Genomic DNA, 16138 nt, shown 5'->3' on the forward strand with positions numbered 1-16138 from the left:
GATGAGACATGATGGTCGTGCAGTCAATGATTTAAGAAAAATAGAAATTAAAACGAATGTATTTAAGCATCCAGAAGGTTCAGTAGTCATTAGCTTTGGCGATACACAGGTTATTTGTTCAGCAACTATTGAAGATACAGTTCCCCCTTTCTTAAGAGGAACTAATACCGGTTGGGTGACTGCTGAATATAGTATGTTACCAAGAGCGACAAATACCAGAAATCGTCGGGAAAGTGCAAAGGGAAAGCTAAGTGGACGAACGATGGAAATCCAACGTTTAATCGGTCGTAGCTTACGTGCAGTCGTGGATTTAGAATTACTGGGTGAACGTAGTATTATTGTCGATTGCGATGTGATTCAGGCTGACGGTGGCACTAGAACGGCTAGTATTACTGGGGCTTTTGTCGCTTTAAGATTAGCTGTTGATAAATTGTTGCAGCAAAATCTAATTGATGAAGATCCAATTAAAGAACATATCGCTGCTATTAGTGTGGGAATCTTAGAAAATGAAGATTATGCAGTGGATTTAGATTATCTTGAAGATGCAAATTGCCAGGTTGATATGAATTTGGTGATGACTGAATCAGGAAAATTTGTAGAAATTCAAGGAACAGGTGAAGAAGCGACCTTTGATGGCGAACAGCTCAACGCTTTATTACACTACGGAAAAGAAGCCATTGAATCACTGATCGCCTTTCAAAAAGAAGCACTCTTTAGAGAAACAGCAACTGAGGCTACACCTAATCAAGCAAAAACGATCATGATTGCAACGGGGAATATGGGCAAAGCCAAGGAATTCGCTAAAATGTTTGCTAAAGCTGGCTATCAAATCAAGACCTTAAAAGATTATCCGGAATTGCCTGAAGTAGCTGAAACTGGCCAAACTTTTGAAGAAAACGCCCGACTTAAAGCTGAAACAATCGCTAATCTGCTACAATGTCCAGTATTGGCGGATGATTCAGGCCTTAAGGTGGATGCGCTAGGTGGAATGCCAGGAATTTATTCAGCGCGTTTTGCAGGCGAGCATAAAAGTGATGCGTCAAATAATGCTAAATTATTGCACGAGTTAACCGATGTTCCCGATGAACAACGGACAGCGCAATTCCACTGTACGTTGGTTTTTGCTGCACCTAAGAAGCCTTCCTTAGTTGTTGAAGCACAGTGGCCAGGTAGAATTGGTCGTATTCCAAAAGGGGAGAATGGCTTTGGCTATGATCCTTTATTCATTGTGGATGGATTAGATAAAACAGCGGCTGAATTGACCGCAGAAGAAAAAAATGAAATTTCACACCGTGGATTAGCGATGAAAAAATTGGCTAGTCAGTGGCAAGCATGGCTGGAGGGATAAGGGATGAAATATCTAGTAATGAGTGATAGTCATGGCGATAGAGAAATTGTCTATCAAGTTGCTGAGCATTTTAAAGACAACGTTGATTATATCATCCACTGTGGTGATTCAGAATTGCCGAGTGATGAAAAGGTTTGGCAAGAGATTACGGTGGTTACCGGTAATTGTGATTATGATAGTGGCTATCGTGAGGTCCAAATTATACATACGCCTCTTGATTGTATTTATGTTACCCATGGTCATTTAAGCGGCGTGCGAATGGGAATAACTAAACTTGGCTTGCAAGCGCAGGAAGCGCAGGTGGATATTGTTTTATTTGGTCATACGCATGAAATTGGCTGTGAAAAAGTAGGGCAACGTCTATTTTTAAACCCAGGAAGTATTTCTTATCCAAGAGGTGCGTTAAACTATCAAAGCTTCGCGATAATCGAAAGTACTGAAGATAGCTGGCATATCCAGTATTATACTCGCGATTTTCAACCGATTACAGCATTGGCATTTACCTTTTCAAAATAACTAGGAGGATCCAGTTGATGATTGGCAAACATGTACAAGCGCTATTAACTGAAACCGAAGATACCTTTTTAATTCCTGCTGCTAATGTAGCAACCTTACTGTATAATCATCCGTTAGAACACGCGATGTTAATTCTTACCAATGTGGGCTATTCAAAAATCCCTGTATTAGATAGCGAAGATCATTTAGTGGGTTTGATTAGTTTAGCTGACATCATGCAGGAAATCAGCGGGTTAACTGGCTTTGATATGCAACGTTTAGAAGTATTAACTGTTGCAGATGTAATGGAAGTGAAGGTACCAAAGATGACGGAAAAAGATGATTTGGAGACCTTGCTTCGTCGGCTAGTCAATGAACCATTTTTACCTTATGTAGATCAGAATAATGTGTTTCTAGGAATCTTTACTCGAAAGGCCATTTTGAAATCCGTCAATCATATGGTACACGAAATCGAATCGAGATATTGGTTAGTAGAAAAAGAAGAAGAACGTAAAGCACAATAAAACAAATAGCCGAGAAGTATAAGCATTAAGCTTATCTCTTCTCGGCTTTATTTTTTTATTTTGGTGCGACAATCGGTGTATTGGGGATTGTATAGCCGTTTGCTGTTAAGGCATCGATAGAAGCAGTTAAAAAGGCTTGTTTTAGTTTAAATTGTTGGCCATTTTCAACATACATAATCGTTCGAATCGCAAAATTGTTATTACCAAGATCGACTAGACCAAAGATGCTTGGTGGTGTTTCGATGACCTCGTGATATTGTTCGGCAATTTTTTGATTGACCGTTTCAATGACTTGTTTAATTTCATCGATTCCTTCAGTTGGATCAACTCGAACATCTACTAAAACTTGCATGTTGGCTCTTGAAGTATTACTAATTACCGTAATATTACGATTAGGGACAAAATGAATGGTACCATCTACTGATTTTAACTGTAAAGTCCGTAAACCAACTGAAATAACTGTTCCTTCAATTGAAAGATTTGGTAGGCGAATATAGTTACCGACATCAATTTGTTGCTCCATAATGATAAAGGCACCGGTAATGATATCGTTCATAAAACCTTGTGCACCAAGACCAATCGCTAAACCAGCAATTCCTGCACCAGCTAGTAACGAACCAATTGGAAAACCTAAAATTGATAGTAGGGAATAGATGTAGAAAAAGCCTAGTGTATACTGAATAATATTATGCATCAGTGTTTTAATTGTTTTTAGCCGTGTTTCATTCATGCCATATCGTTTGCTGTATTGATGATAAATTCGGTCTAATAAAAAATAAGATAGGCGATGCAAGATTAAAAATAATATTGACAGTAAAACGATACTGATTGTTTTTTGGATAATTAAATTAATAATTTCATCCCAATTAATATTATGCCACCAGCGTTGTAAAGCATTTAATTTTTGCTCCGTTGATTGCGTGATTGATTCATCACTTTGGGTAGTTGTTAATAAAAAAAACTTCATTACATAACCATCCTTCATATTTTATATAATATTATCATAACAGCATTTTAATGAAATCGGAAATATTCTGCTATTTTTTAACATATTTTCAAAAAAATAAAACCAATTACTCAATTAGTTAGGGGGGAGAGTAATTGGTTTATAACAAAAATAAATCAAATAATAATTAAGACAAATGAACGCCTTTATCGACAAAGATGACTTCACCAATAATCCCACTTGATAATGGGCTGATTAAAAAGGCACAAGTATTGCCGACTTCTTCGATTGTTACGCCTACATTACCAGGTGTACGATCTTCAGATAATTGTAATAACTTTTGGTAATCTTTCACACCGGTTACAGCTAGTGTTTTAATCGCTCCGGCTGAGATTGCATTTACGCGGATTCCTTGTGGGGCTAATTCGGCCGCTAAATATCTAACTGCAGATTCTAAAGCAGCTTTAGCAATCCCCATCATGTTATAATTTGGTACCGCACGTTCTGCGCCAAGATAAGATAAGGTAACAACTGCACTATTTTCGGCTAAGATTGGTTTAGCGTAACGTGTAACGGCTACTAATGAGTAACTACTAATTTCCTGTGCTAAATTGTAGCCTTCACGTGAAATATCTGTAATTTCACCTTGTAGATCTTCTTTATTCGCATAGGCAATCGCATGAACCACCCCATGAATTTCACCAGCATAAGCTTTAATTTTTTCAAAAGCTGTTTGAATAGAATCATCACTAGCGACATCACATTCAACTAAAAAGTCTTCTTCGCCGACTAATTTTCTTAAAGATTTTTCCATTCGTTCATTTTGATAAGTATAGATGACTTCAGCACCTTGTTCTTTCAATGCATTTGCGCAGCCCCAAGCGATACTTCTTTTATTAGCCACGCCCATGACAACGATTTTTTTTCCTGTTAGAAAACTCATAATTCCACTCCTTAAATATTTAGGTAATTGATTTAATAATTAACATAAAAAAATAATAAATGCTATGCCTCTATATTATTATAGAAAATTGTTTGATTGTCAAACTATTTTTTCTTAAGGAAAGTTTAAGTTGCAAAATATTCAGAAATATGATAGTTTGATAATCAAAGTATTAATAAAAATATTTTATAAATGAGGATTGGCAATATGAAAAAATTATTAACTGAAACTGAAGTAATGGAGTTAATTCCAAATCGTTATCCAATTATTTATATTGATTATGTAGATGAGATTGAATCAGGAAAGAAGATCATCGCTACAAAAAATGTAACCATCAATGAGGATTTTTTCCAAGGACATTTTCCAGGTAATCCTGTGATGCCTGGTGCATTGATTATTGAAACTTTAGCTCAAGCTGGTTCGATTCTAATCTTAAAATCTGAGCAATTCCAAGGCCGCACTGCATATATTGGAGGGATTAATAAGGCAAAATTCCGTCAGAAAGTTGTTCCAGGTGATACGATGAAATTATCTTTTGAAATTAAAAAGCTAAAAGGTTCAGTGGGCACTGCAGATGCTATTGCAACAGTTGAAGGTAAAGTAGCTGCTGAGTGTGAATTTACCTTTATTGTGGGCGAACAAAGATAAACTTCAAGAACGTAGAAAAATCGGAGAAAGATTGTTTTCTCCGATTTTTCTATATTGTTGTATGCATTGAAAACCACCTGCTATGCGGGTGGTTCCAGAGAGCTTCTAGCGTGGTAAAAAAAATCCTCCTAAAATGATAGAATAGATTTGGTTTCCCGACCACAAACTATCAATCAAATAGGAGGTTCCTTATGAAAAAGGATAATCAAAGTTTATCACATACAACATGGAAATGTAAGTATCATATTGTGTTTGCACCGAAGTACAGACGACAAATTATTTATGGTAAATATAAAAGAAGTATAGGAGAAATTTTAAGAGAGTTATGTGAAAGAAAAGGCGTAGAAATTATAGAAGCCAATGCATGTAGAGATCATATTCACATGTTAGTGAGTATACCGCCCAAAATTAGTGTATCAAGTTTTATAGGCTATTTAAAGGGAAAGAGTAGTTTGATGATATTCGATCGACATGCAAATTTAAAATATCGTTATGGTAATAGAAAATTTTGGTGTCGAGGCTATTACGTGGATACCGTAGGGAGAAATAAGGCGAAGATAGAAGAATATATTCGTAATCAATTACAAGATGATTATGTAGCAGATCAACTAACATTGTTTGAAGAATATGATCCATTTACAGGTAAAAAAAATCAAAAGAACGTATAAATCCTTTTAGGATTTGCGAGTAAATGTGGTGCGCGAGGGAAACTGATTCAGTGAGCCTTTTAGGCTTAGGCCGGTAAAAGAGGCTTTCAGCCGAAGAACAAACCTCCAGTTCACACTGGAGGTTTTGATTTTATTGTATAACTAACCAAATTCTGGCTCGCTTATTTTGTTTTTGCTTCTTGAATAATATTGATTTTTTCAACTTTCACTGGATTTACCGGTGTTGATTTTTCGCCAGATGAGCTCTCTTTAACCTCAGCTTTGGCAATTTTATCAACAATATCCATGCCTTCAATTACTTGACCAAATACCGTATAATTGCCATCTAATTGTGGGGTTCCCCCTTTTTTATAGGCTTCAATAATTTTTTCTGGATAGTATTGAATCGCTAGGCCGTCAGAGACATCTTGATCGTTTTGTACGATATAAAACTGACTTCCTTGACTATCTAATGCTTGACTTCTAGCCATCGCTAATGCGCCTCTTAGATGATAAAGATGATTAGATATTTCAACTTTAAAGCCTTTTTTCCAAATACTTTCGCCACCGGTACCATCGCCTTTAGGATCACCACCTTGAATCATAAATTCATCAATTACGCGATGAAAAGGCGTTCCGTTATAGTAGCCTTCTTTAGCGTGAGTCATGAAATTCTCAACAGCTTTTGGGGCATATTCTGGGAATAATTTGGCCTTTATAGTACCTTCAGAGGTCACGATTTCTACGACGTCTTCATTTTCTTTAATTGTATCGTCTAGTTGAGGTAGCGCTAGGCTATTTAAATCGACTTTTTTACTACTACTTGTGGTTTGTTCCTTAGAACTATCAGTAGTTGCTTTATTTTCTCCACACGCGCTTAATAATAAGAGACAAGCAGCAGCGCAAAGTAGGCCGGTTAATTTTTTCATTACGGTAAATTCCTTTCGATTTATATTTTTCTTTATGATAACAGATTTTAAAGAAAAAATACAAATATCCCCAAAAAAACAAATCGATTTTTTAACTTAATTTAAAGCTGATATATATTTAGTGAAAGAGGCTTTTTGAGAAATTAATAAAAAATAGCTATAAAGAATAGACAAACATTTTTTTGATAGGTACAATAAATAAGAGTTGCAAAAAGTTCAATCTATTTATACTAATAGATTAGGAATAGAAAGAAATGGAGGACAATATACATGTCCATGTTTTTAGATCAAGTCACAATTGAAGTAAAAGCTGGTAAGGGTGGCGACGGCATGGTTGCCTTCCGAAGAGAAAAATATGTTCCTGACGGTGGTCCTGCTGGTGGCGATGGAGGCCGTGGTGGCAATGTCGTCTTAATTGTTGATGAAGGCTTACGTACATTGATGGATTTTCGTTTCAATCGTCATTTTAAGGCTAAGGCTGGCGAAAATGGAATGAGTAAAGGAATGCACGGACGAGGCTCTGAAGATTTATATGTCAAAGTCCCACAAGGAACAACTGTTCGTGATGCACAAACAGGTGCGCTTTTAGGTGATTTAATTGAAGATGGTCAAACTTTAGTTGTTGCTAGAGGTGGCCGTGGCGGTCGAGGGAATATTCGCTTTGCCTCACCACGTAATCCGGCACCCGAAATTGCTGAAAATGGGGAACCCGGACAAGAACGAAAAATTGAATTAGAATTAAAGGTATTGGCTGATGTCGGCTTAGTTGGCTTCCCTTCAGTAGGCAAATCGACCTTGTTATCCATTATTTCAGCGGCTCGGCCAAAGATTGGGGCGTATCATTTTACGACCTTGGTACCTAATTTGGGAATGGTCAATACTAAAGATGGGCGTAGCTTTGTCGTGGCTGATTTGCCAGGATTAATCGAAGGAGCTAGTCAAGGTGTTGGCTTAGGGACACAATTTTTACGCCATATCGAGCGTACGCGTGTCATTTTACATGTTATTGATATGAGCGGTATGGAAGGTCGTGATCCATACGAAGATTATTTAGCGATTAATCATGAATTGGCCAGTCACAATCTACGTTTGTTAGAACGTCCACAATTGATTGTAGCCAATAAAATGGATATGCCGGATGCTGAAGAAAATCTAAAGGTCTTTAAAGAAAAATTAGCAGCCGCGAAAGCAGATCCACTAGATGAGGATATCCCTGTATTTCCTATTTCTGGGGTAACTAGAAAGGGCATTGAAGCATTATTAAGTGCAACTGCTGATTTATTGGAGGTAACACCTGAATTCCTATTATACGATGAGGAAATTGAAGAAGAGGTAGTACAATACGGCTTCAATGCTGATGAACCTGAATTTAGTATCGATCGTGATGACGATGCTTCTTGGATTTTATCTGGTGAAAAGCTTGAAAAACTCTTCAAGATGACCAACTTTGATCATGACGAGACAGTGATGCGCTTTGCTCGTCAATTGCGAGCGATGGGCGTAGATGAAGCTTTACGTGCGCGTGGTGCGAAAGATGGCGATATCGTCCGTATCGGTAATTTCGAGTTTGAATTTGTAGAATAATCAATGAAAAAGTGAAGTGCTGAAGATTATCTCTGGTACTTCACTTTTTTGCTTAGACAATAATCTATTCTTGACAGGGCGTACAGGGCGTATTAGGATGTAGGTGACTGGAGGAGGTTTATTTATACCAATGACAGTTAGAGAAGCTATACGTTTATTACTTGATGTAGGCTTTGTTGAGGTAAATGGCGGTAAAGGCTCTCATCGAAAGTTTGAAAAAGCTGGATGTAGACCGGTCATCATTACTAGTCATGCCAAGGAAATCTCTCGAGTGGTCGAACGAACAGTACGTAAGGCAGTGGAGCAATGACTGCTGCTTTTTAGAATAATGATGAAATCGGAGGGACGATTATGCAAAAAGTATATGTTGCAGTTTTTGAAAAAGATCCAGTTGGCTATGGTATCTATTTTCCGGATGTCGAAGGTGCAGTAACTCAAGGTAGTACCATTGCTGAAGGTATGGAAAATGCATCTGATGCCTTGGGAATAATGCTAGCGGATTTAATTGAAAATAGCGTTCCCTTGCCAAAAGCAACAGCTATTAATGATGTAGTAATAGAAAATGAACACCAATTTAAAACATTGATTAGTGTTGATTTAATGGATTATTTAAAGGAAAGTGTACTAGATAAGAAAACTGTAAAAGTGCCTCATTGGCTAAATGTCCGTGCAACAAAGGCGAATATTAATTTTTCAAAGACATTGTCTGATGCCTTAATAGAAAAACTTGGCGTATAATATCAGCAAAGAATACTCAACTTATCTGAAATATAGTCAGGGCGCACCCTGACTTTTTTGTTTTCGGATATTTTTAAGTTAACTTGCTGAGTGTAAATGAATAACCCTAATTCGTTGTTTGCACTCTATAATAGAAACTGATAAAATTATAAGGTAATTGACTATATTAATGAGGTTATATGAATGGAATTAGAATTTTTAGGGACAGGAGCAGGTGTTCCTGCTAAACATCGCACGGTCAGCAGTATCGCTTTAAAGCTATTGGATGAGCGGAATGCTGTATGGTTATTTGATTGTGGCGAAGGAACGCAGATGCAAATTTTAAAATCTAACCTACGTCCGCGAAAAATTGAGAAAATTTTTATTACGCATTTACATGGAGATCATATTTTTGGTTTACCTGGTTTATTAAGTAGTCGATCCTTTCAAGGAGGCGATGAAAAGCTTGAGGTGTATGGCCCAAATGGAATTGAAGAATACATCAAAACAAGCTTAAGAATATCTAAAACTCGTTTAGCTTATCCGATAGAATATATAGAAGTAAAGGACAATCAAGTTGTTTTTGATGATGGTCAATTTAAGGTAGAGGCCAAGAAGCTGGATCATGGGATTGAATCTTTCGGTTATCGGATTACTGAAGCCGATCGCGCGGGTGAATTACAAGTGGAAAAATTAAAAGCTTTAGGCATTCTTCCAGGTCCTGTTTATGGTCAAATTAAAAATGGCGGACAGGTTACCTTACCAGATGGGCGCATCATCAACGGAGCTGATTTTGTGGGCGAGGCGCATAAGGGGCGGATAATTACCATTTTAGGAGATACACGTTATCATCAGCATTCCATTGAGTTAGCTAAAAATGCAGATGTATTGGTTCACGAAAGTACCTTTAATAAAAACGAAGGTAAGCTAGCTAAAGCATACTTCCATTCCACGACGCATCAAGCAGCCCAGGTTGCAAAAAAAGCTGGGGTAAAACAATTGATTTTAACCCATATTAGTTCGAGATACTTAAATAGCGATTTGAATCAATTGGCAGATGAAGCACGTGAAATTTTCCCAAATACTTTAGTTGCGAAAGATTTATGGAGTTTTGACATCCCTTTAAAGAAAGGAAATGATAAAAATGAAGCTTAAAGGTAAAACAATTTTAGTTACAGGTGCTTCTTCAGGCTTGGGTGAACAAATCTGCTATCAAGCAGCAGCAAAAGGCGCACAGGTAATTGCTTGTGCGCGAAGTACAGAAAAGCTATTGCAGGTTAAGCAAATGTGTGAGGAACTAAGTCAGCAAACCTGCTATGCCTTTAGAGTGGATATGTCTGATCCACAAAGCATTGATTTTTTAATGCAATCACTTGAGAGTAATGTTGAAAAAATTGATTGCTTGGTAAATAATGCTGGTTTTGGTTTATTTGAGGAATTTATTCATTTCGATATGCAAAAAGCGCGAGAAATGTTTGAAGTCAACATTTTAGGCATGATGCTGTTAACCCAAAAGGTCGCGATAAAAATGCTAACTAAGCAAAGTGGGCATATCATAAATATTGCCTCGATGGCTGGGAAAATGGCTACCCCTAAGTCAACCATCTATTCAGCTACCAAATATGCGGTTTTAGGATTTTCTAACGCCTTACGTTTGGAATTGAAGCCCTTTGGTATTAAGGTGACCACGGTGAACCCTGGACCAATCGAAACGAATTTCTTTAATATTGCTGATCCTGAGGGAAATTATTTAGATAAATTAGGTAGTTATGTATTACAAGCTGATCAACTAGCAGAAGAAATTGTTAGTGTAATTGGCAAGAATAAACGGGAAATCAATCGTCCGCAAATTATGAATGCTGCTGCAATTTTCTATCAAATTTTCCCAAGACTAGGGGATTATTTGGCTGGAGGTATTTTTAACAAAAAATAGCAAAGGATAGTGTATTTTGAAGGAAGCAAAGAATCAATGGATTTTACCTGAAAAAGTTAATTTGACAGCCTCATTTTCTAGTTCTGCAAATGAACATGGCTTGTCTACTTTAGTTCAACAAATACTTTGGCAAAGAGGGATTCAAACGCCAGAAAGCCTAGAACGATTTTTACATGCTGATTTACAGGATTTATACGATCCTTACTTGTTATATGACATGCAAAAAGCTGTAGAGCGTCTAAATGAAGCCATTATGTCAGGAGAAAGAATTCTGGTGTACGGTGATTATGATGCTGATGGGATTACTAGTACCACTGTCATCGTCGAAACTTTGGTTAGCTTAGGCGCAGATGTAGATTACTATCTACCCAATCGATTTAAAGATGGCTATGGACCAAACAAAAACGTCTATGCAGAGAAAATTAAAGAAGAAATCAGCTTAATTTTAACTGTTGATAATGGGGTAGCTGGCCATGAGGCGATTGATTATGCCAATAGTCAAGGAATTGATGTTATCGTTACTGATCACCATGAGCTACCAGAAAAATTACCTGCTGCCTATGCGATTATTCATCCGAAGCATCCAGCAGGAGACTACCCATTTAAAGAATTAGCCGGGGTTGGTGTAGCTTTTAAATTAGCTTGTGCCTTATTAGAAGAGGTGCCAGTCGAATTGTTGGAATTAGTGGCTATTGGTACCATTGCGGATATGGTTTCTTTGACGGATGAAAATCGAATTTTGGTTAAGCATGGACTAGCAATGATGCAGCAAACAACGCGAATAGGCTTATTAGCCTTAATTCAGGAAAGTAAGCTTAATTTACAAGAATTAGATGAACAATCTATCGGTTTTGGGATTGGTCCGAGATTAAATGCCTTAGGACGCTTAACTGATCCAAATCCAGCTGTCGAACTGCTATTAACCTTTGATGAAGAGCAAGCGCAGACTTTAGCGCAGGAGATTGATCAATGGAATCAACAACGCAAACAAATCGTTGATGATATTGTAACGCAAGCCTTAGAAAAGTTAGATGAAGCCAATCAAGTGCATGTCATTTTAGGAGAAAATTGGCATGAAGGGGTATTGGGAATTGTTGCTGGTAAAATCATGCAAAAAACAGGTAAACCAACGATTATTTTAACCACTAAGGAAGAGGGGCTAGCTAAAGGCTCGGGCCGTAGTGTCGAAACATTTAATTTATTTGAGAGTATGAGTATGGTTCGACCATTATTTAGTAAATTTGGCGGACATCATTCGGCGGTTGGCTTGACTATTCCGATTGATCATATTGCCCAATTGCAGGCACATTTAAATCAAGAGGTCGTTCGCTTACAATTGGATTTTGCGGCAGGCTTACCACTAAATATCGATGTCAAGGTACCTATTAGCGCTGTTTCAATTGATTTAATTAATGAAATCAACCAATTAAGTCCATTTGGGATGGATTTTCCTCGACCTAACTTTTTAATCGAAGTCAATCAGGTAATCAATAAAAGGGCGATAGGAGTCAATAATGCCCATTTAAAATTACAGGTTGCTGATGATCAAAGTAATCTGCTAGATGTGATTGGTTTTGGCTTCGGCCAATATTTAGATGAAATTACGACTTCTTCATTGCAAATCGTTGGTCGGTTAAATATCAATGAATGGAATGGAAAGCAAAGTCCACAATTTATGTTAGAGGATTTTGTAATTACAGATATACAAGTATTTGATTATCGAGCAAAAAAATACTTTACACAATTAAATTTTGAACAACCAACCTTGTATGTGGCAAATTTTCAACGCAATATTGAACGTTTCGCAACCATCATTGAGCAGCCGATTTATTTGGCTGAAGATTTGTTACAAATGAGTGAATTGCCAAGCTTTGAACAGCTGGTTTTCTTAGATTGTCCGCAAGAAAGTTGTATTTATCAGACCATCTATCAAAAGGCGGCGGTTTCTAGAGTTTATTTTGTCTGCTACACACAAGATGATGCTTATCTTGATGGATTGGGCAGTCGAGAGCAATATGCGAAATTATTTCAATTGATTAAACAACAAAAACGTTTAGATGTCCGTTATAAGCTGGATATGATTGCTACTCACTTAAAAATTCCAAAAAAATTATTAATTTTCATGATTCAGGTGTTTTTTGAGCTGAAATTTGTTACAATAGATGATGGCGTGTTAAGCTACGTTGATGCGCCTGCAAAACGTGACTTGACAGAAAGTCCTATTTATCAAAAACGAAATGAAAAAATCAAGACAGAAGAATTTTTACTTTTATCTAGTCTAGATGTATTGAAGAATTGGTTAAACAATTCGTAGGAGGAACAAGAAAAATATGAATTTAAGAGATTACATTGCGAGTATCCCTAATTATCCTTCAGAAGGAATCATCTTTCGCGATATTTCACCATTGATGGCTGACGGTGAAGCATACCGCTATGCAACACATCAAATTGTTGAATATGCTAAAGAAAAACAAATCGATATGGTGGTTGGCCCTGAAGCACGTGGTTTTATCGTTGGTTGTCCAGTAGCTTATGAATTAGGTGTTGGCTTTGCCCCAGTTCGTAAAAAAGGAAAATTACCTAGAAAAACAATTGAAGTATCTTACGACTTAGAATATGGTTCAGATACATTAACGATTCACGAAGATGCGATTAAACCAGGTCAACGTGTATTAATTTGTGATGATTTATTGGCGACTGGTGGTACGATTAAAGCAACTATTGAATTAGTTGAAAAACTTGGTGGCGTTGTTGCTGGATGTGCCTTTTTAATTGAGTTAAATGATCTAAATGGCCGTGAAAAAATTAAAGATTACGATATCATCACATTGATGGATTATTAATCTAATTGAATCTGTTTATTTTACGAAGAGAAATTAAAAGTTTCTCTTCGTATTTTTATTATATGGTTTTATATACAGCGAATTTTTATCAATATTTTCAATGATTAGTTACTAATTATTTATCATTTGACATAATTGCAACTTTTTATTGATTTTCTAAATCATAGTTGCTAATGAATTACCAGAGTGTTTGATTTTTTACGATTTTTAATGGGTTAGATAGCTGATTTTTAACTTCAATGGGACTATATTGTTAAATATACTTTTATAGAAAATCACTGTTTTCTGTAAAGCATAAATAAACCAAAAATTCCCCTGTATTAAACGAGTGAATTGGCGTCAAATTGCTTATTTAGTGTAGCTTGAGAAAAATAAAAAGAAAAACTATCAACAACCATGACAGTTTTTCTTAAAAAATATTCCATGAGAAAGAATCGATTAATAATCACGCAAATTCAACTTTTAATTGTTTTCCTAATGCAGAAGCAATTTTAGATAAGGTGTCAAAACTTGTATTGTATCCTTTTTCAATGCGTGAAATAGTTGATTGAGGCACATTCGCGAGTTCAGCTAATTCTCTTTGAGTTAATCCTGCATTTTCTCGTGCTTTCATTAAAGCGACAGCACTTTCTAGTTTTGCATTTTCTAACTCAAACATTTCTTTAGCTTTTTTATTTTTTAAATATTCCGTTAAATAATCATCAAATTTAATTGTTGGCATTTTTGTTTTCCTCCTCAAATTCTCTACGAATTTCTAGAGCATGTGATATTTCTTTTGCAGGTGTTTTTTGCGTCTTTTTGCTGAAACCATGAGTTATAATAAATCTCGAACCAGACCAATGAAAATACAATATCTATTTCGTAATACAATTGTATTACAGCGTGATCAACTTATCAAATGCTATAGTTTCTTTAAAACTCAACAGCTATATTTATATTTCCTCTTACTTCGAATTGACTGGATTATTTCATCAATCATTAATGAATCAAGGTTTGCTGTACAATCAGACCTTTTTTTTGGTACTTTGTGTATTTAAGTTATTTTTGTCTGCAATAGTCGCTAAATTTGATTTCGTTGCTGCATTTAAGCTTAACGCGCTCCGCTCTTAGTTATGCATTTTTAAAGCCAAGCTTAGCTAGACAGTCTACTTGCATTTTAGGCTGTTTCATTTTATAATTAAAATTAAGCTTTACAGAAAACCATAATTTATATAACTAATTTCTATAAAAACTGTAAATAGTTCTTTATACCTATAACTTTTAAAATCAAAATAATACATAGTTTTTAAAAGTTTTTAAAAAGAATGATGCTGTAAGTGAGTCTGAAGGTAAATTTAAGGTATGCCCCTTTCTTTTTTGTTTAATCTTTTAAAAATCTTTAAATACAGACGGGAGTGTGATCCAATTGCAAGCAACACAAGCAACTGCTAAAGCTAAAGTTTTAGAAAATTTACCCAATTTACCCCTATTTATTCAAGAGTATTTCCAAAAGAAAATTGAAGAAGATTATTCTTCAGTTACCCTATTTGAATATCAAAAAGAAATCAAACGGTTTTTAGAATGGCTTATTCGTGAGGGTTACTCTCAAGCGAACACCATTCAAGCAATTACCGTGGCTGATTTAGAAAAAATGAGCGAAAAAGATTTAAGTATGTATAAACGGGAGTTGCAAAATCGTAAAAAGAATCTTGCTGCAGATAAACGTAAATTGTATGAGGAATCTGGAGATGAATTACCAGGACTTTCTAAAAGTACGATTAAACGTAGTCTGACTTCCTTGCGCTCATTGTTTAATTTTTTAGCAACTACCACCAATGAGGAAACTAACCTTCCCTATTTATCGTCTAATCAAATGCAAGGTGTAAAAAATGTAAATGATTCGGTTAAGATGAGCGTACGAACCAAAAAAATGGAACCAATGATTTTTTTTGATAATGAAGGCTTAGATTTTTTAGATTTTATTGAAAATCGCTATGAAAAGTTATTGGAGAGTCGGCAAGCGCTAGCTTTTTTTGAAAAAAATAAAGTGAGAGATTTAGCAATTATTGGTCTATTTTTGGGAACTGGAATTCGTCTATCAGAACTGGTGAATATCAATTTACGTGATTTGGAATTAACGGATGAGTCATTAAGCATCAGGGTTATTCGTAAGGGTGGACAAATGGATTGGGTAACGGTTGCTTCCCCTATGGTTTCTTATATTACCGATTACCTAACTATTCGGAAAACGACCTATCAAGTGACTGAAAATGTACAACCTCTCTTTTTGTCAACATACGGAGGTGCTGCTAAACGCTTAAAGGCGAATGCGATTGAGAAAATGCTTGATAAATATTCCAGTGCTTATAATAAAAGAACAACGCCCCATAAATTACGTCATTCAGTGGGAACACAGATTTATCGCAAGACTGGCTCTATTGTCACCACTGCTCAACTTTTAGGACAAAATAATACGAATTCTACAAGTATTTACACCCATATTGGGGCTAAAGAGCAAGTAAATATTATGAATCACTTGTATGATTGAGAAAGATTATTTAATTTATGTGTAGCAGCTAATCAGCTGCTACCTTTTTTGTAT

At 36.1% G+C, this 16138-nt stretch carries 17 protein-coding genes and 1 pseudogene; 13 read left to right on the forward strand and 5 right to left on the reverse strand.

Translation table 11 applies throughout. The features are described 5' to 3' along the window. Window position 1: 1 nt before the first annotated feature. From rph to cbpB, 3 genes are read left to right on the forward strand one after another with little or no spacing between them, the layout of a single operon-like run. A complete protein-coding gene (gene rph, locus RK02_RS02545) occupies window positions 2-1348 on the forward strand; it encodes a ribonuclease PH (RefSeq protein WP_016182674.1) in 1347 nt (448 codons plus the stop codon). A gap of 3 nt (window positions 1349-1351) precedes the next feature. Next, on the forward strand, window positions 1352-1864 hold the full coding sequence (locus RK02_RS02550; RefSeq protein ID WP_016182675.1) for a metallophosphoesterase: 513 nt from the start codon (window positions 1352-1354) through the stop codon (window positions 1862-1864). Between the two features lie 17 nt (window positions 1865-1881). After that, window positions 1882-2367: a cyclic-di-AMP-binding protein CbpB gene (gene cbpB, locus RK02_RS02555; RefSeq protein WP_016182676.1), complete on the forward strand. Its 486-nt coding sequence runs from the start codon at window positions 1882-1884 to the stop codon at window positions 2365-2367. 55 nt (window positions 2368-2422) lie between these two features. Here cbpB and RK02_RS02560 read toward each other — a convergent pair whose 3' ends face one another. Both RK02_RS02560 and fabI read right to left on the reverse strand, forming a co-directional pair. Next, entirely contained in the window at window positions 2423-3334 is a 912-nt protein-coding gene (locus RK02_RS02560; RefSeq protein ID WP_016182677.1) for a mechanosensitive ion channel family protein, read from the reverse strand. Between the two features lie 166 nt (window positions 3335-3500). Next, complete coding sequence (gene fabI / locus RK02_RS02565) at window positions 3501-4256, reverse strand: enoyl-ACP reductase FabI (protein WP_016182678.1); 756 nt, start codon at window positions 4254-4256, stop codon at window positions 3501-3503. 207 nt (window positions 4257-4463) lie between these two features. Between fabI and fabZ the strand changes: the two genes are divergently transcribed. After that, window positions 4464-4904 (forward strand): 3-hydroxyacyl-ACP dehydratase FabZ, encoded by a 441-nt coding sequence (fabZ, locus tag RK02_RS02570; RefSeq protein ID WP_016182679.1) that lies wholly within the window; start codon window positions 4464-4466, stop codon window positions 4902-4904. A gap of 191 nt (window positions 4905-5095) precedes the next feature. Then, the gene (tnpA, locus tag RK02_RS02575; RefSeq protein WP_016182680.1) at window positions 5096-5572 is read left to right on the forward strand and encodes an IS200/IS605 family transposase; all 477 of its coding nucleotides are present in this window, start codon (window positions 5096-5098) and stop codon (window positions 5570-5572) included. 161 nt (window positions 5573-5733) lie between these two features. Here the strand turns inward: tnpA and RK02_RS02580 are convergent, their stop codons facing one another. Beyond that, entirely contained in the window at window positions 5734-6480 is a 747-nt protein-coding gene (locus tag RK02_RS02580) for a peptidylprolyl isomerase (RefSeq protein WP_016182681.1), read from the reverse strand. A 270-nt stretch (window positions 6481-6750) separates the two neighbouring features. Between RK02_RS02580 and obgE the strand changes: the two genes are divergently transcribed. The 7 genes from obgE to RK02_RS02615 all read left to right on the forward strand — a co-directional run bounded on the left by obgE (window position 6751) and on the right by RK02_RS02615 (window position 13557). Then, the gene (gene obgE, locus RK02_RS02585) at window positions 6751-8064 is read left to right on the forward strand and encodes a GTPase ObgE (RefSeq protein ID WP_016182682.1); all 1314 of its coding nucleotides are present in this window, start codon (window positions 6751-6753) and stop codon (window positions 8062-8064) included. Window positions 8065-8194: 130 nt separating this feature from the next. After that, window positions 8195-8374, forward strand: a complete 180-nt coding sequence (locus tag RK02_RS02590; protein WP_016182683.1) for a type II toxin-antitoxin system HicA family toxin — start codon at window positions 8195-8197, stop codon at window positions 8372-8374. 41 nt (window positions 8375-8415) lie between these two features. Further along, window positions 8416-8802: a type II toxin-antitoxin system HicB family antitoxin gene (locus tag RK02_RS02595; RefSeq protein ID WP_016182684.1), complete on the forward strand. Its 387-nt coding sequence runs from the start codon at window positions 8416-8418 to the stop codon at window positions 8800-8802. Window positions 8803-8985: 183 nt separating this feature from the next. Beyond that, window positions 8986-9936 (forward strand): ribonuclease Z, encoded by a 951-nt coding sequence (rnz, locus tag RK02_RS02600; RefSeq protein ID WP_016182685.1) that lies wholly within the window; start codon window positions 8986-8988, stop codon window positions 9934-9936. After that, window positions 9926-10714, forward strand: a complete 789-nt coding sequence (locus RK02_RS02605) for an SDR family NAD(P)-dependent oxidoreductase (protein ID WP_016182686.1) — start codon at window positions 9926-9928, stop codon at window positions 10712-10714. Before rnz ends, RK02_RS02605 begins: the two co-directional genes overlap by 11 nt. 16 nt (window positions 10715-10730) lie before the next feature. Then, window positions 10731-13028, forward strand: coding sequence for a single-stranded-DNA-specific exonuclease RecJ (recJ, locus tag RK02_RS02610; protein WP_016182687.1), 2298 nt, complete (start codon window positions 10731-10733; stop codon window positions 13026-13028). Between the two features lie 16 nt (window positions 13029-13044). After that, complete coding sequence (locus RK02_RS02615; RefSeq protein ID WP_016182688.1) at window positions 13045-13557, forward strand: adenine phosphoribosyltransferase; 513 nt, start codon at window positions 13045-13047, stop codon at window positions 13555-13557. Window positions 13558-14002: 445 nt separating this feature from the next. Here the strand turns inward: RK02_RS02615 and RK02_RS02620 are convergent, their stop codons facing one another. Continuing rightward, window positions 14003-14278, reverse strand: coding sequence for a helix-turn-helix domain-containing protein (locus tag RK02_RS02620; protein ID WP_016182689.1), 276 nt, complete (start codon window positions 14276-14278; stop codon window positions 14003-14005). Then, window positions 14265-14408: pseudogene (locus RK02_RS12035) on the reverse strand (type II toxin-antitoxin system RelE/ParE family toxin); the annotation flags it as partial. The gene RK02_RS02620 and the pseudogene RK02_RS12035, both read right to left, overlap by 14 nt. A gap of 545 nt (window positions 14409-14953) precedes the next feature. Here RK02_RS12035 and xerS point away from each other — a divergent pair. Further along, window positions 14954-16084: a tyrosine recombinase XerS gene (gene xerS, locus RK02_RS02625; RefSeq protein ID WP_245555682.1), complete on the forward strand. Its 1131-nt coding sequence runs from the start codon at window positions 14954-14956 to the stop codon at window positions 16082-16084. The last annotated feature ends 54 nt before the right edge of the window (window positions 16085-16138 follow it).

Source organism: Enterococcus columbae DSM 7374 = ATCC 51263 (assembly GCF_000406925.1).
Taxonomy (GTDB): Bacteria; Bacillota; Bacilli; order Lactobacillales; family Enterococcaceae; genus Enterococcus_E; species Enterococcus_E columbae.